Source organism: Pedobacter sp., assembly GCF_035566355.1.
Taxonomy (GTDB): Bacteria; Bacteroidota; Bacteroidia; order Sphingobacteriales; family Sphingobacteriaceae; genus Pedobacter.
In genome coordinates, this window is record NZ_DATMRL010000426.1 from 1 (window position 1) to 20,952 (window position 20,952).

The 20,952-nt window shown below is 40.4% G+C and carries 23 protein-coding genes; all 23 read right to left on the reverse strand.

The annotated features are described in order from the left end of the window. Positions 1–213: 213 nt before the first annotated feature. Positions 214–858 carry a DUF6266 family protein gene (locus tag VNZ46_RS16335; protein WP_325561127.1) on the reverse strand — a complete coding sequence of 215 codons (645 nt, stop codon included), beginning with the start codon at positions 856–858 and terminating at the stop codon, positions 214–216. 138 nt (positions 859–996) lie between these two features. Then, the gene (locus VNZ46_RS16340; RefSeq protein ID WP_325561128.1) at positions 997–1,596 is read right to left on the reverse strand and encodes a hypothetical protein; all 600 of its coding nucleotides are present in this window, start codon (positions 1,594–1,596) and stop codon (positions 997–999) included. A 1-nt stretch (position 1,597) separates the two neighbouring features. Continuing rightward, positions 1,598–2,089 (reverse strand): peptidoglycan-binding protein, encoded by a 492-nt coding sequence (locus tag VNZ46_RS16345; protein ID WP_325561129.1) that lies wholly within the window; start codon positions 2,087–2,089, stop codon positions 1,598–1,600. After that, positions 2,008–2,412, reverse strand: coding sequence for a hypothetical protein (locus VNZ46_RS16350; protein ID WP_325561130.1), 405 nt, complete (start codon positions 2,410–2,412; stop codon positions 2,008–2,010). Before VNZ46_RS16350 ends, VNZ46_RS16345 begins: the two co-directional genes overlap by 82 nt. A gap of 63 nt (positions 2,413–2,475) precedes the next feature. After that, on the reverse strand, positions 2,476–3,123 hold the full coding sequence (locus VNZ46_RS16355; protein WP_325561131.1) for a DUF6266 family protein: 648 nt from the start codon (positions 3,121–3,123) through the stop codon (positions 2,476–2,478). 180 nt (positions 3,124–3,303) lie between these two features. Then, complete coding sequence (locus VNZ46_RS16360) at positions 3,304–3,492, reverse strand: hypothetical protein (protein WP_325561132.1); 189 nt, start codon at positions 3,490–3,492, stop codon at positions 3,304–3,306. A gap of 3 nt (positions 3,493–3,495) precedes the next feature. Further along, positions 3,496–3,894 carry a hypothetical protein gene (locus VNZ46_RS16365; protein WP_325561133.1) on the reverse strand — a complete coding sequence of 133 codons (399 nt, stop codon included), beginning with the start codon at positions 3,892–3,894 and terminating at the stop codon, positions 3,496–3,498. 255 nt (positions 3,895–4,149) lie between these two features. After that, positions 4,150–4,479: a hypothetical protein gene (locus tag VNZ46_RS16370; RefSeq protein ID WP_325561134.1), complete on the reverse strand. Its 330-nt coding sequence runs from the start codon at positions 4,477–4,479 to the stop codon at positions 4,150–4,152. A 293-nt stretch (positions 4,480–4,772) separates the two neighbouring features. Then, positions 4,773–5,432, reverse strand: a complete 660-nt coding sequence (locus VNZ46_RS16375) for a hypothetical protein (protein ID WP_325561135.1) — start codon at positions 5,430–5,432, stop codon at positions 4,773–4,775. A gap of 47 nt (positions 5,433–5,479) precedes the next feature. Beyond that, the gene (locus tag VNZ46_RS16380) at positions 5,480–5,785 is read right to left on the reverse strand and encodes a hypothetical protein (RefSeq protein ID WP_325561136.1); all 306 of its coding nucleotides are present in this window, start codon (positions 5,783–5,785) and stop codon (positions 5,480–5,482) included. 73 nt (positions 5,786–5,858) lie between these two features. Then, positions 5,859–6,068 (reverse strand): hypothetical protein, encoded by a 210-nt coding sequence (locus tag VNZ46_RS16385; protein WP_325561137.1) that lies wholly within the window; start codon positions 6,066–6,068, stop codon positions 5,859–5,861. A 60-nt stretch (positions 6,069–6,128) separates the two neighbouring features. Then, a complete protein-coding gene (locus VNZ46_RS16390) occupies positions 6,129–6,572 on the reverse strand; it encodes a helix-turn-helix domain-containing protein (protein ID WP_325561138.1) in 444 nt (147 codons plus the stop codon). A 14-nt stretch (positions 6,573–6,586) separates the two neighbouring features. Continuing rightward, a complete protein-coding gene (locus VNZ46_RS16395) occupies positions 6,587–6,994 on the reverse strand; it encodes a hypothetical protein (RefSeq protein WP_325561139.1) in 408 nt (135 codons plus the stop codon). A 32-nt stretch (positions 6,995–7,026) separates the two neighbouring features. Continuing rightward, positions 7,027–9,486, reverse strand: a complete 2,460-nt coding sequence (locus VNZ46_RS16400) for a glutaminase family protein (RefSeq protein ID WP_325561140.1) — start codon at positions 9,484–9,486, stop codon at positions 7,027–7,029. An 80-nt stretch (positions 9,487–9,566) separates the two neighbouring features. Further along, a complete protein-coding gene (locus VNZ46_RS16405; protein ID WP_325561141.1) occupies positions 9,567–10,601 on the reverse strand; it encodes a hypothetical protein in 1,035 nt (344 codons plus the stop codon). Positions 10,602–10,651: 50 nt separating this feature from the next. Then, positions 10,652–10,915, reverse strand: coding sequence for a hypothetical protein (locus tag VNZ46_RS16410; protein WP_325561142.1), 264 nt, complete (start codon positions 10,913–10,915; stop codon positions 10,652–10,654). Positions 10,916–10,944: 29 nt separating this feature from the next. After that, positions 10,945–11,397: a MauE/DoxX family redox-associated membrane protein gene (locus tag VNZ46_RS16415; RefSeq protein ID WP_325561143.1), complete on the reverse strand. Its 453-nt coding sequence runs from the start codon at positions 11,395–11,397 to the stop codon at positions 10,945–10,947. An 11-nt stretch (positions 11,398–11,408) separates the two neighbouring features. After that, positions 11,409–12,080 carry a hypothetical protein gene (locus VNZ46_RS16420; RefSeq protein WP_325561144.1) on the reverse strand — a complete coding sequence of 224 codons (672 nt, stop codon included), beginning with the start codon at positions 12,078–12,080 and terminating at the stop codon, positions 11,409–11,411. A gap of 26 nt (positions 12,081–12,106) precedes the next feature. Continuing rightward, a complete protein-coding gene (locus VNZ46_RS16425; protein ID WP_325561145.1) occupies positions 12,107–12,967 on the reverse strand; it encodes an alpha/beta hydrolase in 861 nt (286 codons plus the stop codon). A gap of 6 nt (positions 12,968–12,973) precedes the next feature. Further along, positions 12,974–13,819, reverse strand: a complete 846-nt coding sequence (locus VNZ46_RS16430; RefSeq protein WP_325561146.1) for a hypothetical protein — start codon at positions 13,817–13,819, stop codon at positions 12,974–12,976. Between the two features lie 68 nt (positions 13,820–13,887). Next, entirely contained in the window at positions 13,888–16,728 is a 2,841-nt protein-coding gene (locus VNZ46_RS16435) for an alpha/beta hydrolase family protein (protein ID WP_325561147.1), read from the reverse strand. After that, complete coding sequence (locus VNZ46_RS16440) at positions 16,644–18,104, reverse strand: RagB/SusD family nutrient uptake outer membrane protein (protein ID WP_325561148.1); 1,461 nt, start codon at positions 18,102–18,104, stop codon at positions 16,644–16,646. Before VNZ46_RS16440 ends, VNZ46_RS16435 begins: the two co-directional genes overlap by 85 nt. A gap of 26 nt (positions 18,105–18,130) precedes the next feature. After that, positions 18,131–20,950 (reverse strand): SusC/RagA family TonB-linked outer membrane protein, encoded by a 2,820-nt coding sequence (locus VNZ46_RS16445; RefSeq protein WP_325561149.1) that lies wholly within the window; start codon positions 20,948–20,950, stop codon positions 18,131–18,133. Between the last annotated feature and the right edge of the window lie 2 nt (positions 20,951–20,952).

The following is a 20,952-nucleotide window of genomic DNA, read 5'->3' on the forward strand; positions in this document are numbered from 1 at the left end:
GCCAATAATAATTCTTCTATACCCATTGTTGTCGTTTTTTCAGTAATGGTTTGTATATCCTGTTCAAATATATTGTTAATTTCCTCTGTTTCAAAGTTCACATAAAACCAAAAATACCCCAACCCAATCACCCCCCTCCCCGGTCTGCACCCAAGAAAATAAGTTTTCCAGATCAAGCCTCAGGATCTGTAAGATCCAGCGAGATCGGAAAACTTATTTTTCCCCTACTAATCCCAGGTATATACTTGTACTGACCTGACTACCTTCCTTATTCACAAAATGCATCCAACCATGTACAGTATCTCCCGCAAAACTCTTGTCCATTTGTAAACTGACTTCCTTTGCAGAACGCTCTGCAGCATTTTCAAAAGTCAGGTACTGTTCCTTTTGCACGTTATAGAAAACCAGGTTCATCCGGTCTTCCGGATCACAATACCTGGATTCTGGTGGATTATCCCATCTGATGTAAAGAATATCGTTTTGCTCTGAAATCACTTCCAAAACCCAGGAAGTAACCAACGCTCCCCTGCTTAAAATCACTTTTGCATAATCCATTTGATAATCATCTGGCCCTGTGCCCAGCATGGCTTCTGTAAGGTGATAAGATAACGCCCGGTTTAGCGGCGTGGCATTGTCTTGCCCGCTTTGATAGCCGATATTGATAAAAGGCCTCAAAGGCCTTAACCAATTCATGGCTACTCCAAACTTTGCTCTTTGATTGAGCTGTCCATACGTTGGTGGTTTCTTTGAAGGCCTTGGGAGGCTCCTGCCAAATTGTTGCCCCTTAAGTTCTACGCCAATTAAATTACCTATTTTACCTGTAAAAAGGCCTTGTATGCCATTTTTAAATCTTGCCATGTTTTTCTTGTTTAATCGTTTAGTTTGAAAAGAAAAGAAGGGTAAGCTCGAGGGCTGCCTGCTCTTAGGTGCCCGAAGGGGGCACAAAGACCAAAAGGCCCTCTCCCTCACACCTTCTTTTCTTTCTGGATTTCACGCCTAGCCTGCGAAGGGGTTATACCTCAAGCTTTTCATTAAATCCAGGAGTAAAAGTGCATTGTGATCATCGGTTTCCAGTCTATCATTCTGCTCCCAGAAAAAGTCGAAAGCTCCATCAAATACATCCAGTTTCCCTCTTATAAATTGATGCGCACAATGGTATAAAACATGCTCAAAAGTCAGATATACCGCATTAATATTTTTGCATATGGTTTTATAGCTGCCATTACATTTTTGCTTATACACATAGATAGAAATCGATTCGTAAGCATTCTGCTCATGGAGCTCTTCCTCTAACAGCTCTTCCATATCCAGATTATTGATCAGCAGATACCTATCTATGCAATTCAAAATCTGATCTATAGATACCAGCATCTGTTTAATTGGTTCATCATCCAATATCTCCAGCAACTCGAGTTCCACCCCACAGCACACATAACCCTCCTCGGTAACGTGGCATATCGAATCCGGCCTCACCAATCCTTTCAAATCCGAAAGCTCCTTTTTAAAGGCCAACTTAAAGCACTGTTTAAGCAATTCCCTGATCATAAAATTAAGCACGTGCAGAATCGATCCTTTTATTTGCTCTTCTATTTCCATGTTAAAGCCAGTTTGAATATTTACTGATCGTTTTTCTATACCGCATGCGTCTGTAAACGCCACCACCATCACGGCTTCCTTCCGGATTGGTGTTTCCTTCAATAGTGATGCAGTACTTTCCCCGGATGCTCTCCACCAAACCAACATGTGCAACACGTTTTAAAGCCGGGAAATACAAGCCAAACACACAGCCCGGAAAAGGTTCTTTAACCAGTTTATCTTTGGGAAACAATGCAGGGCACCATCCCGTTCGCGGTGCAGAATAACCCGCTTTTTTAAAACACCAGGATATATAGGCGGCACAGTATGGTTGACCTTTTTTCAACCCAACTGCTGCAAGATATTCCTCCACACGCTTACCATCATTACTATTAGTTGCCTCCCTTACACCAATCTCCGCTCTTGCAATATTTAGCAGATTGCTGCCAGGCAGCCTACCCCAGCTAAAAGCAATAAGGCAAATAGCCCCATATAAAAACTTAACTGTTGCCATGTCCGTAAGCGTTTAAATTGTGAAACCATAAATTCCATATCCGGCAATCCCAGTCCCCTCCAGAACCGCCCCAACAACCACCAGCACAAAGCCAGCAGCAATAAAAAGCCAATAATGGCTAAAATCATCTGCCCCAATATGCTCTGATCAACATAGCCCGCCTGCGGGTCACTGCCGTCCAATAACCTCGGCCATAACAACCAGATGATAGACAAACAGCCCAGTAAATGATATTCTTTCTTAACTCCATTAAACGAGTTTTTTAACCCGATAAAGGAATCCAGGAGATCCAATCCCCAATATTTCAATTTTAAAAACTTCATAATTTTTGATTTAAAGATTTAATTAAGGCGCTGGCAGGCCTACACCATGCCAGCGCCTTATCACTATAACACTACAGTTACGCCGAGATATGCACTATCACTTACCTCTTTGCGGTTCACACTCACAAAGCTCATCCAGCAATGCACGTTGTCCCCAATCCAGTCGGCAGGTACCGGCAACGTAAAACTTAAAGCACTACGTGCAGCGATGTCCTCCACCGACAGGAACAACTCCTTAGTCGGGTTATACAGCAACAGCGTAGCCAGATCCGTTGCAGCAGTACTCGTACCGATAGTAGGCGCATTGTTCAGCCACTCAAACTTCACCTTAGCCGTAGCCACAGACTCCACACCAACAATAGAAGGCCTCAGCAAATGTCCCTTGCTAAACTTTACCTTTGGAAAATCGATGCTCAGGTTTGGATAAACACCGGTAACCGCTTTGTCTATGTGGTAAGCCACCGCAGCATTAATAGGTGATTGCTTACCCCTGTAACTCTGATAACCAATTTTAATCAGGCCATTAATAGGCCTGAAAAAACCAACTACGATTTGAAAAATCAAACGCTGTGTCAATTGAGCCTGTGTTGCAGGTTTGTTAGACTTGCGTGGTAAACTCCGCATGTAGTCAACGCCTCTATAAACTGCACCAATTACGGCGCCCACTTTTCCGCTGAATCCACCAAGGATTCCTTTTAAAAACTTTCCCATTTTCTAGAAATTTTAAATGTTAATTATTCTTGTTAATTCATAAAGCTTCAAATTCAACCGCGGCGCCACGGCGATTTCAAAAGCCTACAAAACAAAAGTATATCAAGCACTTACAGCATCCTAGCAAGGCGGTACAATAGGATATCATCCGGTATTATTAGATAAATTCCGGTATCTTATTCACCTCAACTGCTCCACCACTATATCCAAAGGCAAACCCGTATACTCGCAAAACTCCTGAACCGTAAGCGGCAGGTATTTCTGCTTATCAAATGACTTCTTGATGGCCATAATTAACCGATGCGCAGCAGTTTTCCCCTTACCCGTCAAAATCTGCACATCCTTTGTAGACACAAACAACCTTGCCATAACTCACCCCTTTCTGTATACATTAAATATCCTGGCACAACTGGCCATCAGGGCTAAATCCCGCACTGCTTTTCTAAATTCAACACTACTGCCTTCCCAGCAAAACACCTTGCTTAAAAATTTGGCAGAGGTATCATCAGGTTTCCACACACACAAAGACAACACTCCCAGGTCAAAACCACATTCAAAAACCAGCTTCTTAGCCCGGTCATCCACCAGCTCATAATACCACTCCTGCGCAGCACCAGTATCAATGGCCTTAGCCAGCTGCTCCATCTCCGCCACAAACTGTAGCGCTTGCGTCAAATGGTTCACCCTAAAAAGTATCCCGTCCTTCTTAAAAACCAGGCAAGCCCGGTTCTTCTTCATCAAATACATGTTCAATCGTAATTGGTTATTCATAAATATTTAAGTTTAAAATTGATTAAAAAATAAAAACCCGCAGAACAGAGCATTGCTGCCCGCTGCGGGTTTTATGTACCCAAATTATGGTTGCTGTCATCCTGGACCTGATCCGGGATCTCGGCCTTTCCAGGTCACCACCCGGAAAAGCTAATACACCAACCCGGTCTGCACCCAGGAAAAATATGTTTTCATGATCAAGCCTCAGAGCCTGTAAGGCTCAGCGCGATCAGAAAACATATTTTTCAAAGAAGGTTATTGCTTACTCACAACACCAGGCCCGTAAGCCACTTCAGCATCACTTGTAAAATGCTGGTCATTAATATAATCCTGCAAGGTAGGATACACCGAAGAATCAAACACCACCTTACAAGGCACCGAACCCGCAGCACCACAACTCGGCGTAGAACCCGTAGCCAGCGTCCAGTTAGACGCATTCCTTGCACCAGCAGACGTACCCAAATTGTACGTGTAAGCAATCAAACCCGCCTTTTGAACAGACGCCGATTTAGTAAAAGCAAAAGCCGCGGTCAATCCGCCAGCACACAGCACGACCATTAAAGCCGCTTTAAACGATTTTTTCATGTTAATGAATTTTAATGTAAAAAAATGGATGATTTATATACTCTATTCCGCTGTGCACCGCGGCGAATATTCAGAAAGAAACGAGCGGATACCAGAACCACTGGCACCCGCAGGTATTAACCGACCACACCAAAGCCAGGGCTAACCAGGCCAAGAAAGGCTGCAGTGTTTATTTTAATTCGAAATGTAAATGGGTAACCGAGTAGCGTAGTTTTCATATATAAGAGTTGTTTAATTTAGTATACCTAAAGATAGGACTGCACCGCAGCATCAAGCAACCGAATTTTCAGGGTTTAGCCCCTTTTATTCGGTAATTCACCCTCAGAAATCAGGATAGCCCTTAAACGTTGCAGATTATCTTCAGACATATTCAGTAAACTGGCCAGAAAAGCATCACTAATAAGGCTACCCGGAGGAAGGAGGCCTGGATTTTCCTTGTAAAGATGTAACACACATGCCTTTCCACCCCTGCGAAGCGCTTCAAACTGGTAAAAATCTCTTTTCTCAAAAGAAGCCACCGTTCTTTTGGTCAGTTCAAGCATGCCAGGAACACTTACATAACCCGTTTTCATTTGATCAATGGTAATTTCCAATATATTGGTGCCTTTGAAAATTTTCATATGATACAAGCAGCCCTCTTCATTTAAGAAACTATTACCCGCAACAATGTCGCCCGCTTTAAAGAGTTTCCAAACGCACAACTTTCCATTGGCATTATAATAATAGACCAGTATAAAACCATAGGAGATATAATAAGCACTGGTAATCACTTTACCCAATTCCCACATATCGTGGGTTTCCAGGCAGTACTTAGCCACCATTACTCTTTGCAGGTAGGCACCAAAATTTTCGTCCAGCTTCTTTCTTTTGGTTAAAATGTGGAGGAGTCTGTTCAAAGTGTTATCGTTCATTGGAACGATTTCCATCTTTGGTTTTTCGTATTTGAGTTTCATTAATTTAAATGTTGTTTTCGTGTGGGGCGTTGATTTAGTTGTTTCGTTTAGTTGTTTGGATATTCCGTTACACTCAGTTCCGCCTTCCCGTTTTTATACAAGATCATCAGGTTTTCAATGCTGATTTTTTTGATGTCTTCCGGGTTTTGCAGGTTAAAGGCCTCAATGAACCTTAATGGCGAATTAAAAGCACTTCTCAGCTGGAGCCGCACTTCATTTTCCTCATGGTTGCGGAGCATTACACTCACCTCAATAAGTTTGTCGCCATGAAGCGTCGCTTCAACACCTTCTTTGGTGGTGATGAGGTTAGAATGAGTCCAGAAATACTGGACCAGGTCACTAGTTTTGATCATAAAATTTACATTTGGTTAGATTTATAATAATTATTGGCAAAAATTTGATTGAGGAACTGATAAAAAAAAGGGTTTAGCCCACCCTATGCTCTTTTCGTTTTTTCTTTTCAAAAAACTTGATACTCGACAGTGCTTTTCTATCTATCTCTTCTCTACTCAACAAGCTCAGAAACTCATCAATAGACAGTTCGAAATGTTCCAATAACCGTACACCCATCAAAAAACTCAGCTCCTTTTCATTGCGGATGATATCGGTTAAAGTGCTTCCACTTATTTTAAGCAAATCTGCGATGTCTTTTCTATACTGCCCGTTTTGCTGTATTAAGTAGTCAATATTAAGTAGTCAATGGCTTCGCCAATGGTTTTGTTCATAGTTTAATGTTTTTAAATGCTTTTTATAAATAGCGTTTTGGTTTCTGTAATGTTTAGCCGTCTGGCCATTTCTCTGTTTAAACCACCTGCTGAAATATGGCAAATCGCTAAACCCCAGCAGTTCCGAAATCTCCTTAACCGAATGCTTCGTATACTGCAGCAAATACAAAGCCTCCCGGTAAATCCTATCCTGCAGCAACTCATAAACCGATCTCCCCAAATAAGCCTTCGCAAATCTGTTCAAAGCATGAATGCTGGTATCCATTTTAACCGCATACACCATAATATCCCGGTTATACCTAAAATCCAGTTCAATCAAAGACTGCAATACCTTTAATCGTTTAAAGTCTGGAGGACAATGATCCACCTCTGCCAGACTAAAACCCCTTGTATAAATATTCGTTTCCTGCAACATCACTATAACATTTATCAAATCTTCTTCGGCACCCGCGGTATCGGTTTATACTCAATGATAAAATCAATCACCCTATCCAGCTCACTCAATACCAGGTTAACCAGCTTCAACCGAAAAATATCAGGCTCCCCCTTCCCCGCAGCACCACCAATCTCCGTCAGTTCAGGATCAAAACGAATCAACAAATCCACACCCTTGATCTGCCTGAGTTTAACCAGCAACTTCCTAACCCCAATCAAAAGTTTAGCAGTTTGCTTTTGATTGTTATTAGCGATAATATCAAAAATGTCAGAGGTTAGCGTATAATGCGCATGCGTCAACCGGTCGGAGAACAAAGGCTCGATAGGTTTGCGGGTGTTCCCTATTTCCTCCAGCAAAGCAAAGAAAAGTTCAGCACCGGTTTTTTGAAGGTATTTAGTCATAGGTAGATTATTTTGGTTTATTTCTCAATCCATTATTTACGGTGCAACCTATCGTAAAGAAGTTTAATAGCATATCCGCCAACTACGCTGCGCGCCTGGAAACCCACCTGTTTCCCATCCGTTGTTTCATGCCAGTCGCTTAATGGCACTCTGGCAGAAGTCTCAATTGCATATTTATATATCGGATCTATAAACTTTTCAAAATCTGCACGGTTATCGGTCAGCGTAGCCGTCCACATGATCCAGTCTGATTTGGTATAGCTGCGGCGACTGTCCAGCGGCAATCCAAAAGCATTTTGTTTGGTCAGGTAGTACTTCACTTCCTTTTCAAAAACCGATTTTGGAAAGAGACCAAGGTCCAGTACTTTGTCCCATACCAGATTATATTTCTGGCTCCAGGTATCTTTTTGATCAAAGGTGAGTGAATAATGATCTCCATCATAGGCCATATCCATCCATTTCAACACCATCTCTTTTGCCATGGTTTTATATTTTGCCGCTTCGGCAGTCATACCCAATTTCTCTGCAAGCATTCCATAACCACCCAAGGCAACTATGGCTTTAACAGATAAATTTGCATTCCTGGCTGTATGCCCAGCAAAATCATCTGTACACGGCTGATTGGCCGGATCAAAGCCTTCTTTACTCAGGTAATCTGCCCAAATAGATAATGTTTTCCAGTGCTTTTTAGCATAGTCTGCATGGCCTTCAACCTTCGCAATTGCTGTAGCCAGAATGACCATATTCCCAGCTTCTTCAACCGGCATATCTTCCCCATATAATTGTCCGTTTGCCATCGGATAGGCCCCCAGATCATGTGCTGGAAATGGCTTATTCCACTTTCCGCTTTCACTGTAATAGAAAATGCCGTTCATCATCCCTTTCAGCAAGTCAGGATTATACAGCAGAAATAATGGAGAAGAGGGATAAGTAACATCTACAGTATTGATACAACCGTTGCTGAAATTTTCTTTGGAAAGAAAAAGAAGATCTCCCTGTGGGCTCTTCACTAATTTATGTGCTGCAATCGCCTGTCTATAGGCCAGTTCGCAGAGTTTAGCGTAAGATTCCCCACCAGTGGCCACAGCATCTTTGTGCAGTTGCGCATTGAAGACCGTACATTTTTTCAGTATGGAGGCATAGCCGGTGTAAGCCGCATTCAATTGTTTATCGATGGTTTGAGCAGTAGCATTTTTCCACCAGGCTTTGAGGTTGGTATTGAAGTATTGCAGGGCAAACAGGTCATCATAACCCAGCAGGAACAGTTGTTCTTTGCCGGTACTGTTGACCGCACCCAGGTTTACGACAGTGCTTAATACCAATTCTTTATCCTGTTTCGTACTGGCCATCTTACCATTAGCAAATGCTTTCATGGCGTCATCGCCCACGCTGATGTATTGCACCGGATGTGCTGCTGCGGGAGCTGCAACATACATATAGCCCCAGTCGATGCGCAGGTCATCTCCTTTTTTCTTTAATATGGGTTGTTCTTTAGTGCCTGCTTTTAAAACAGCCAACTGCCCGGAAGTATATTTAGTGGCTACAACGGGCTGTGAAGGTACATTTACGCAAATGTTGGAAGAAGCCCCAAAGTATACCGATACCTGGTGAGCAGCCTTGTCATTGGCGGCCAACTTATAGGAAATATAAGATACAGGTCTGGACAACAGCTTCAGGTCATCCATCAGTAATGGCGAGGTGAAGGTAAGGGTCAGATCTACCTTACCACAGGTAAATTGATAGCTGGTTTGTGTGGCATTGATCTTCACGGCAGTCTGCACGGCTTTCTCTATTCCTTTCTGCCCGGGAACGGCAGCTAAACGCGAAACACCGGCATCCAGAAAAGCCCCACCACCCGTATTCAGGATATGAATAGCCAGTACATTACCTTTACTTTTTAATTTACTTTTTGCCGCATTGGCAATAGGGAGATAAACATATTGAGCTGTAAACCCTTCATAATTGTAAATTTCTGCTCCGTTGAGGTATACTTTAATATGGTCATCGTGAGATATTTTTAAGAACAGCTCACCTGCAGATGCCTCACCGATATCAAAAGTTCTTCGTGTCCACAGGTCATGACTCTCCCAGAGTGTACCGTCCTTGATATAGTTTCCAAATGGCGCTTTGCCGGCCTTCCACTCTTTATCGTCATAGCCCGGCTGCATCCAGTCATCTCCGGGAGCCGTTTCGGTGTATTTCACGGTGTAAGGGCTTTCATCACTGGTGGCAATAATGCTCTGGTAACTTTGCACGTTTTGTCCCAGTACCCGATAGGTTACGCCATCTACCTTCACCAGGCCGGTCATGGATTGCGAAGCTGCCGTCCAATGGGCGGTAGCACTGCTATTCAGCTCATCAGTGCTGGACCAGATACTAAAATAAGGATCATGCGTAATCAAAGGATACGCCGGGGCAATACGCTGTTGCTCCTGAGCGGAGACTTTAAGCAGTAAACCGGCTAAAGCTAAAGAAAGAAATAATCGTTTCATCTGTGTCTGTGGAGGTGGTCAGGTCCGGCTTTTTGAAGATATTTAGTCATAGGTAGAGATGTTAATCTTAGGTGATTGTTCTAAAAGTTTAATTGGTATTTGTATAGATAGTGATCATAGAGAGCATAGAGCGATTGACCGTATACTCTAAAATCACGAATCTTGTTCCCTCTGAAATCTGGCAGGTAAAAGCTAAACTGGTATTTTCCATCTTTCACTGCATATACATCAATCACCGATACCTTATCCAATGATTCGGCGACTTCGTTATCTGCCATTAATGCCGAATGGACAAACAAATATTTTTCGTTCGCTGCGCTTTGCTTGTTTACATATAGTGGCGGTGATGAAATTGTCGTTTCATTTAGCGACTTGATATAATCTACTTTAATATGGGCACGAGAAACCGTATCAATAGTTTTTCCTTTATATAACAAGTTCAGATTGTCATCTGCACAGAGGAACTGGTTCCTGTAATAATACACATAGATAACTTTCTTAGAATTTGGGACCTTAACCAGGTTTCCGTCTGTACAAAAAATTCCATCTACCTGTTTTTCCAAAAGGTTTGCTGGCATCCTAAATCCTGCAGAGTCGGTTTTATAAGTAACCAGCTTATTCTGACCAGCCTGAACAACCCTTAAAACAAAGGAACTACCCCCAGAATGAATGGCCTGGGTAAAATAAGGTGGCTTAGACGCTGGTTTAAGAATTCTGTTCCTGTTATTTCCTTTAAGCAATAAGGGCTGGTTTCCATCCAGTATGTAAACCGAATTGTCAGTAACCAAATTAGTATAACCCTTGGTTAATTTAGTCCGATCTGGAATGCCTAACTTCACGGCTAGTGTATCTCTTAAGCCAGAGTCAACTTTGACCAGCCTGTCAGGTGTATACAAATTCCCTATATAAATGGAATCACGGCTATAACCTGCGAAATTGCAGCCTTCAATCTTAAAATCTAAAATATTACCGGCCTTCACTTTAAAGGGAGGTAGCAAACGGACAAAGTTATTCTTGTTGTGCCTGAAAGCACCAGAAAAGAAACACAATAAAACTACCGTCAAAACACTACCTAAAAGGCAAGTGACCAATAATAGTATTTTCTTTAACATCATAAAAAAGTTATATAGCCTGGGTTACAAATAACCCAGGCAAATTGAAATGATTAAAATCGTCTTAGAGGAATTGTACATGTTGGGGGAGGGAATCCAATAACGTTATAAACATATGCAGGCTGGCCATTGTATGTACATTGCGCGCCAGTATAGGACTGGTCGCAGTTTTGTTGATCTGTTCCACGGCCAACGTAACATTTACCCGCAAGTGTCCAAGAGAGATAATCGACTGTTGCTCCTGTCGTTTTAATCGCAAAGGTTGAGGTCACAGCCAACACAAAAGCAGCTGTCATTAATAAATTTCTAGTTTTCATTATTTTAGTTGTTTAAGTAATTGCCTACATTACAGGGTGCAAGCTTTCCCTCTTACTGCAGATAAGTTCTTTTTAGGATATAATAAAACAGCTATAGCACCTAGCAACACAAATCCCACATTGAAAATCAAATGCTGGTTCCAAGTCATGTTTTGCAAGATGCCCCCACAAGAACATGGAACATAAGGACTGAATTTCAAAATGGCTATGATATAGGTCGAAAAAATAACCATTAAACTAAATGCAAAATACAAGGCATAATATTGAAATCGTTTAGTGGCAATGAGTAGGGAAATCAGCAGTTCAATTCCAGGTATTTCAACGGCAATTATCCCAGCATAACTGTTTAGCAAAGGAGACTTTCCTAGTTCAATTCTGAATTTCTGATAGTCGGTCACTTTAGTTAAAGCAGCGTAGACAAATAGCAGAATAAACAGCGCACTAATAATCTCTACCAGCAGAATTCTCTTTTTTGAGTTCATAAACAACAGAGTTAGTAATTATTAGTACGAATAATGGTTTCTGCTCCTACTCCTCCGGCAACTACCAGGGTGATATTCCTGAACCTTGGCATATCATAACCAGGTACCGTAAACGAAGTAATCAAATCACCCGTAGCTGCATTTCTAAATTCAAAAACCTTATCCCCCTCAGCAGCTACTGAAGAAACATCCTTGAAAGTCGAAATCGCTTTATAAGCAAGGCTACTCACAAAAGAACCATTAGCACTACCTTGAAGGTTCACACTAATCGGAACACCACCGGTAACCAGGTTAATCACCCTCGCACCAAAAACATCAGCCGTATGCGAAGGAATATTCTCTTCTTTCATAAAAATCCCGTTAAGAGCATCGGGAGTTCCTGTTAAGAACAAAGAATACACACCACCATTTACAAAATCCTTGGTCTGATTATAATACACCGGATTAGGCGCAACAGTTGAGGACAATTTCAATACCTGGCTTCCAGTTAAAATACCATAAGCGGTATAGCCATTATTAGGAACAGTCGCAACGTTAGTTCCGAACTGCAGATCACTGCCACCAACCACCGCATTGGTGATCTGAATACTCGCTAAAGGAGTCAATTTAACGTCCTGCTTTTTGCAGGAACACAGTATGATTGCACACAAGGCGAAGCATATTGTAGATAATTTTAATTTCATATTCATCAGTTTAGTTATGGTTCAATTTAATTCCCCTCCCTCTTCAAAAACCCCAACATCGGCTCCATCCACTCACTCACAGGCAACCTCTGCGTAAACCCATGATTCCCTTTCGGAAACAAGTGCAATTCCGCATCTACCCCATTCTTCTGCAGCGCCTGATAAAACACAATGCTGTTGTTCACATCCACAGTATTGTCATCCCCACAATGCGTCAAATAAGTCGGCGGAGTGTCTTTAGTCACCTGCAGTTCATTGGAGAACAAAGCCACTTTCTCCTTACTTGGCTCCATCCCCAATAATGAAATCTTAGATCCTACATGGGTCAGCTTATCCTCCATACTAATCACTGGATAAACCAGGATCATAAAGTCTGGTCGGAGGCTGATATTTTCTGTATTAGGGATATAGCTTTTAGAAAAGTGGGTACCTAAAGTGGAAGCCAAATGCCCCCCTGCACTGTAGCCAACGACACCGATCTTCTTTGGATCCAGATTCCATTCCATAGCTTTCGACCGTACCATTTTAATCGCCTGTTGCGCATCCATTAATGGACTGAGACTTTTATCCCGCATAGTCTCATTCTTCGGCAGTCGGTATTTAACGACAAAGGCAGCAATCCCTTTTTCGGCAAAGGCTTTAGCGATTGTAGTTCCTTCTTCTGCATAGGCAAGGAAAGCATAAGCTCCTCCCGGGAAAATGATCACTGCTGTTCCATTAGCTTTTTCTTTAACAGGTAAGTATATTTCCAGTGTTGGTTGTTCATCCTTACTCAATTTGACCGTTGAATTTGGAATGGAATCCGGGTAAAGCAGTAGCACTTGTTGTGCTACCGCGGTATACCCAACCACTAAAAAGAGCATTGATATTAATATTTTGTGATTCATGTGTAATTAGTTATTTGCAGGTGTAGGCCAAGTGGGCAAGCCCTTCCTCATTTTATCTAAAGCCTCTGTATATAACTTCTCATCGGGCAGTCCAATTTTCATTTTTGCAGCCTTCTCTTCCCACTCGATTGCCAAACTTGTTTTTCCAGTTTTGTGCAATAGATTCGCATATGTATCCCAGGCCACAGGATCATTTTGATACCAGGTTTCCATTGCGTATTTCATCACTACATCACAAGCAAACTTCAAAACTTTAGGATCACTTACATTTTGAAACACGGACCAGGTCATATTATTGACATCAAATTCTGGTCGCTTCAAAGCCGTTTTAAAATAAAGCATATAGTATTTACCGTAATTATTCCAATCGTTAACGTTAAAATAATATGCCAACTTTCTTCCATATATCGCTTCTTGACCTAAAGCACCAAATTTAGTGGTGACTGTATATTCTGTAGGCCCCCAATCTGCCCCGGGTTTATTTTCCCGAATTTCTTTTGGAAGAAATTGTTTGCCTATTGCACCTCGAATTGCATACTCAGCTTTATCTGGTCCCAAAATTGAATTTATCTTATCTTTCTGCTTAAAAAAAAGCTTAAAACCTTTACTATCTGTAGTATTCATATTTCTACTAATAAATAGCAAATTTTCCTTATCCATCAGTTTATCGTCCTTTAATTTAAAAAGATAATTGTTTATATAATCCTGTGCCAGAGAGTCAGCTAACTTGACATTTCCTTTTTCCTTAGCGTCCGTTACCAAAGACGGCACTATTGTATAATCAGTTCCTTTTTGAGCAAAGCCCAGGCTTGTAAGGCTTAAAAAAGCCAAACTCAATACTATTTTTTTCATCTATTTTGTATTAGTTTTTATTATTTATTTCAATGTGATATGTATAGGTTTTATACTCATCTTAGAATTTACTTTTTTTGTTCTTCAGTGTTTAGTAATCCTGGTCCAGGGGTCATTATACTAGAATCCAAACTAAGACCATTATCTATTCCTTTTAATCTGGCCGGAACGCCGCGGGTCATCCATCTAGGTGCTGCGTCCCCCATTAAGTAGTGGTCAAAGAATTGCCTCAAGCGGAAAGCATAGTCGTCCGCAGACTTTCCATAAACTCCATGACTACCTTCCGTATACTCCAGCAACCAGACTCTTTTGCCTAATCTGCGTAAGGCTGTGTACAGCTCAAGTGCTTGCGAAAACGAACAGCCGGCATCTTGAGTGGTATGCATGAGCAGTAATGGGGTTGTGACCTTATTTGCACTAAAAATAGGTGAGTTTTTAACATATTTTTCCGGAGCCTCCCATAATGGAACTCCCATACGGCCCTGACCTTCTTCAAAATAATTTTGGCTACTGCCATACCTCATAGGTACATCATCATAAGCGCTCACCAAATCAGATAAGGAGGATGCCGAATAAGCTGCCGCGAATAAATTGGAATGTGTGACTAAATAATTGGTCTGCAATCCTCCAAAACTACACCCTCCTATTCCCATCTTTTTGCTTTCTATAAAAGGTAATTGAGATACATAATTAGCTGCCGAGATCACAGCATCAAATGTCCCCTGCATTGGATCTCCAATAACATAATCAATATCAGGCGTAAAAACGATATAGCCATTACTGACGTATGTGGGTATATCAATATTACATCCAGAAACAAGATTTTGAGGGGTTAAATATTCATTCAAGGAAAAAGTCTTCTTCTCATAATAATGAAATATCACAGGGTATTTCCTCGAAGGATCAAAGTTTTCAGGCTTATAAAGTATACCTTGACCGATTGTACCATCACTCTTCTTCCATGTATGCAACTCTGTTTTGAACCAATTAAACTTCTTTTCCGGGCGTACATAACTTAATTGCTTAAATCGCTTAAAATCATTGGTCAAAAAATAGTTGGGAGATTCATCCGCACTCATCCTGCTAACAATGTACGTAGACGCCCCCTTTGCCTTCATTGGATATGCGCCTCCGCTATATACATAGAAATTATTAACCAGTTGGTAAATGTAATTTCCCATTGTTAAAACACTAGGGTCACCACCTTGATCTATCTTCTTTTGAAAAAATCCATTTTGCTTGCTCTGTACATTTACAGCATTTAAAATAAGGGCATCCGAATCAGAAAATGTCCGGCCACAAGATTCTGGGAGAGCAAGATAAAAAATAACAGCATTACGTAATCCATATCCATTTGTTAGGTTCACAGGCTTTCTCTTCCCAAGTAGATCTATCTTCCAAATATCGAACTTATCATAAATTAATACCCATTCATCGTTATTCCCCCAACCACAAACACCCCTGGGAGCATGAGAGGCGTCCTCCCTATAATAAGAGTACCAGGGAACATTCATTCCAGAAGTAATGTTTCGATATACCCCTGATGCTACTTCATAACTAAAATAACTCGAAGTCTCCCTGTCATAATATACCGCATACTTCCCATCAGGAGAAAGAAGTACTGCATGATATCCTTTTATTTTTAGTAAGACATCACTATTATCTTTTACTGATTTGACATAGTAGCTTCTTTGAGCAAAATGATTCCAATTCGCTTCAAACCCATCTGTATCACCAGTAACGCGCTCAACGACATAGGTATCATCATCTCCACTAATACTCCCTACAGTTTCACCATCTTTACACAACTGCGTAATTTTATGATTTTTACGATTGATTACAAATCGATATATAGTCAGTTGCTCTCCTTCTTCCGATTGGAGTGATTGCAATTTTGCATCTAAATAACTCCAAACATTAACAGTAGAATTTCCAGAGTCCAGATTGACAGATTCGTGTTTCTTTCCTTTTATAGAAAAAGAAACGTACTTGCCACTGCCGCTAATTTTTGTATAATCGTCGAAAACCCAGGAACTATCTATTCCTAAGATCATATTATTTACCAATAAGTCAAGCCCAGGCGTTCCTCGCTCATAAAACCAAATCGATTTACTACTTTTGTCTTCATCTAAAAGTATCAGTACTGATTGGGTTGCGGATGAATTTATCTGCATGCTAACCAGACCTCGACCTGTCCAAGCCTTAAATATTCTTCCAGTGTTCAGCTCAAGAAAGCCAAGTGATTGACTTTTACTCACACTATCCTCTCTCAGAAGTACCAAGGATTTTCCGTCGTCACTAAAATAGGAACTACTAATATCTGGGTAAACTTTCTTCTCTCCTGAACGAACATTATACAAGACCAAATTATCAGATGAAATATATTTAAAAGCAATCCATTCTCCATTTGGCTTATCGGATGCAATAAACATACTAACATTCGATATTTTATCAAAATAGTTACCTCCAAGATTTAAAATAAACAAGGTATCATTCTTCATAAAAACTGCCATCCTACTATCACCCGTAAATTTGACATCAGTAATACCAGGCAATTTAACCGTCCATTTGCCGCCGTCATCAGCCAAAACAGCCGTATAATCATCAGTCATAGAATCATTCCTAATGACGTAAGAAGCAAATTTTCCATTATTCGTTATGTGTGGGCTTTCAACATGTGTCCATTTCTTATAAGTAGTGGAGTCTATCAACGGCTTCCCTAGTGTTGAAATTGCATGTCCGCTTATTTCTTGCTTCTGTGCAAATAAGGCATTTGTACTCAGAAGCAAAATCATTGTTAAAAAAATTCTCATCATTGTTACTATTAAAATCCCGGGGTTTGCGTTAAATTTGGATTGCTTTGCAATTCGTAATAATAAATTGGATAATACTGCTGATAACTTTTCCATGCGCCGCCATTACTTTTCTTTGGCGTAACTTTAGACATCACTTCGTCTACTTTTCCTGTCCGTTTAAGATCTAACCACCGGTGTCCCCATTCTGTAAAAAATTCTATTCGTTTTTCCTTTAAAATAAGTGTAATCAGATTTTCTTGATTGATATTTGGATTGGTATCCTTAACCAGAGGCAACCCAGCCCTGCTCCTGATCCGATCAACATCGGAAATGGCATCAGCTAGATTACCCAGTTGTGCTCTGGATTCTGCACGAATTAAATACAGTTCAGCTAAGCGCATTACTGTACTATACTCGGTAACTGGTACATCTGTTAAAGATGAACTTTTGATTTTGTACTTATACGGATAATAATAGATCGTGCTATTTGCATTCACACTACTTATCCAGTTATTTTTACGTTGATCACCTGTTTCAAAATCTTTGAGCAATTCTCTACTCAGGTAAACAGGATTATAAGAAGCCGGCCCTCCTTGTGGTATCACAAAAATCTCTCCTTCTTGTGTGTTAAATCGGAGTTTAGTAGGCTGCAGTTGCCAAATTGCCTCACTATTATTCTTCAAAAATACTTTATCCAGCGATTCCAATTGAAACAATGAAGTATTTGCTAAAATCATTGAAGCCTGTATCTCCGCATTTGTCCATTGTTCCGTAAACAAATATACTCTTGCCAATAAAGCTATTGCTGCCCATTTATTCGGTCTCACCCGTTCTTCGGATCCAAGTGGATAGGATGTTTTCCCGTCACCACTTAAGTAACTCTCGCTTAAAAGGTTTTGCGCTTCTTTCAAGTCTGTCACAATTTGACTGTAGACATCTGCTTTTGCTGATCTTTTAATCACCGCATTGACTGTATAATCTGTACTTAATACCAATGGCACATCACCGTATAAATTCACCAGATAGAAATAATAAAAAGCACGCATAAAATGAGCTTCTCCCATTAATTGCTGCTTTATCGCAGGACTGAGTCCAATAGAGGATTCGAGTCCTTCCAAAGCCGCATTTACTGTATAGAGTCTCTGGTAAGTATTTCCCCAGAAATCATTACCTATAAATTGTGAGTTGAGGTTATTTTGATAATATACGCTCAAAGTCGAGTTTCCAGCTCCAGAATAATAATCAAACTCATCCCCAGATAAGCCACCAATACCAGACAGACCACTAAGTTCTTGTGGATTTACTGGACTACCATTACTTAAATTTACATATAAGGAAGTGATTGCTCCAACAGCGGTTGCATCATTGTTGTAAACATTCTTTGAACTGACACTGGTTACCGGACCATCAACCTCAACGAGCTTTTTACAATTGCTAAGTGCGATGGTAGCAAACATTAAACTCAAAATGGAAATTATTTTGCAATTCATTTTGTTATTTTTTAGATTGAAAACATTTATAACGTAACTTTTAAACCTATGGTAACTACTCGTAAAGGAGGAAGTGTTGTCGAGCCTTTTGTTTCGGGATCCAGTCCTTTATACCTTGTGAAAGTCCAGAGATTTTGACCTTGTACAAATAAGCTGCAGTTTTGTAAATTTGCATGCTTACTCCAGTTCTCAGGCAATTGCCAGGACAGAGAAACATTTTTTAAACGGATATAAGAAGCATCTGCCCAAGTTGCATCACTGTTTACTGCATTACGCCAAGCTTGGGTTACATCAGATCTATTTGTTGTGTATCTCTGTATGGAGGAAATATCTCCTGGCCTTTGCCAACGATCCAATAAGGATACCAATTGATTTCCTTTACCATATCCATCACTTGGTGTGTAAAATCCAAACCCCTGATTTTGGCCAATCTGTTTGACAAAAGAGAATAAAAAATCTAACTGAAAACCTTTGTAGGAAAATGAGTTTGAAAATCCCCCATAGAATTTAGGTGCAAGATCAAGTAAAACATTCGCATCTAAAGCTGGATCGGGCGTCGATGTTGGATTTCCATTATGATCTTCAAATTGATAAACTCCTGTTGCAGGATCTACACCTAAAAAATGATAAACCTTAATCGCACTTAATGGTGCCCCAACTATTACCGTTGCAGGAAATCTAACATCGTTTGTTTGTCTTAATAATGTTTTAGGTACCGTCACATTGATACTACTAGACCATTTAAAATTCTTGTTTTGGATATTCGTGCTCGCGATCATTAAATCCCACCCCGAATTTTCTACTTTATCTATTTTATTCTTATCGATAAATCCAAAGCCAGTTGTTATTGGAAGAACATAGCTGCTTAACTGATTTGAGGATCGGTTCCTATAATAATTTGCATTGAGCAGTATTCTATCTTTTAGAAAACCCAAATCCAAGCCAAATTGTAATTTACGTGTTTCCTCCCATTCCAAATAAGGATTAGTTAAACGGTTTGGTTGATAGGCGACAATTCCCTGATAAGGAATTTGTTGTTGAAGAGGATCATATAAACTCAGAAACCGATAATCTCCGATCTGATCGTTGCCAGTCGTTCCATAACTCGCTCTTAACTTTCCAAAACTTAACCAACTGAAATGCTCTTTAATAAATTCTTCATTGGAAAAGATCCAGGCACCACCAACTGAAGTAAAATTGTGGAACTGACTTTGGGGGCCAAAACGTGAACTTCCATCTCTTCTTCCTGTTAAATTTATGATGTACCTATCCTCCCAATTATAATTGATCCGACCAAACAGGGCATTGTACTTGTAAATAGAATTAATTGAAGACATCGCACTAACACTTGTTGCAGAAAGTATATCTTCCATTACGAGGTCATTACTAAAACCAGAGGCTAAAATACCTGATCCTAAACTTGTATTCTTAGAAATTGTGGTGCCCAAAAGCAGTTCTATCTTACCTCTGCTGATATTGTGGTTATAAGTTAATTGGGGTTCGATAGACCAGGAATTGATATCATTATTTATGAAAACCGTTGATCGAGAAGCATCTAGCAGAATCTCAGGCGGTTGAGACTGAACAAGGTTTTTCTTAATTATATCAGTATTTAATTTATTGTAACCAAATTCGGATTTAATATCTAGTCCAGGCATAATTTGATAACTCAAAGTTAAGTTACTCATCAAATTTGATGTTTTATTTAAAAAACTATTAAACATGTAACCTATCGGATTAGATATAAAAGTTGAATTCCCTAAAGTAGTCGGTGCCCAATTGATGCTACCATCGGATTTGTATAAAGCCGGAGAGACAGGCGCTAATATCATTGCAGTTAAGGTTAAGTCTTGATTTGGCAATTGATTGTTATCAAATAAGTACGCGCCTGAAAACTGAATTTTAAATTTTTGATTCGCTGAGGTATTAATGAGATTAAATCGTACAGATGTTTTACTATCTGCATAATGACCAGGGAAAACAGTGGTTTCCCTGTGACGACCTGCACCGACTAAAAAAGTCGTTCGGTCATTCCCTCCTGAGACAAAAGTGTTTAAATCTTGATAGGTAGCATTTCCTCCTATTAGTTCCTTTTGCCAGTCTGTATAACGTGAAGTATCCCAATTACCATTCAAATCGCTGTCCGAATATGGACCTGGGTCTGGAGTGACAATACCATCATTTTTGAGTGCTTCTCGTCTCATTTCAAGGTACTGTTGGGAGTTCATGAGATCCAACTTACGAGGCACTTTTGCCCAGCCAGATTGAAGATTCAGATTCACCCGCATATCTCCTGCTTTTCCTTTTTTTGTCGTAATAAGTATCGCCCCATTAGCCGCACGAGAACCATAAATTGCGGTTGCATCCGCATCTTTTAACACATCGATACTTTCAATATCATAGGGATTAATAAAGCTTAGGGGATTTCCAGAGGAATTATTATCGGATCTTCCTTGTACCGATGTTATATCACCTAGAGACAGTAATTGAGACATAAATGGTATCCCATCAATTACATATAATGGATCATTACCATTACTGATACTATTCTCTCCCTGTATTCTCACTTTAACCCCTGTTCCTGCAAAACCTGTCGCCTGTTCAATAAACAATCCCGGAACCCTACCCTGCAAGGCCAGTAGAGGATTATTCACTGGCTGCTTTTCAATCACATCCGCCTTAATCGTCGTCACATTTCCTGTACTTAGCCTCTGCGTAGTCGTACCATAAGCAATCACCTGAACTTCGTCCAACTTCGACAAACTCTGCTCCAGCACCACATTCCCCATATTTGCCGAAACACTCACTTCCTTTGGCAAATACCCAATGAAAGAAATTACCAGCACAG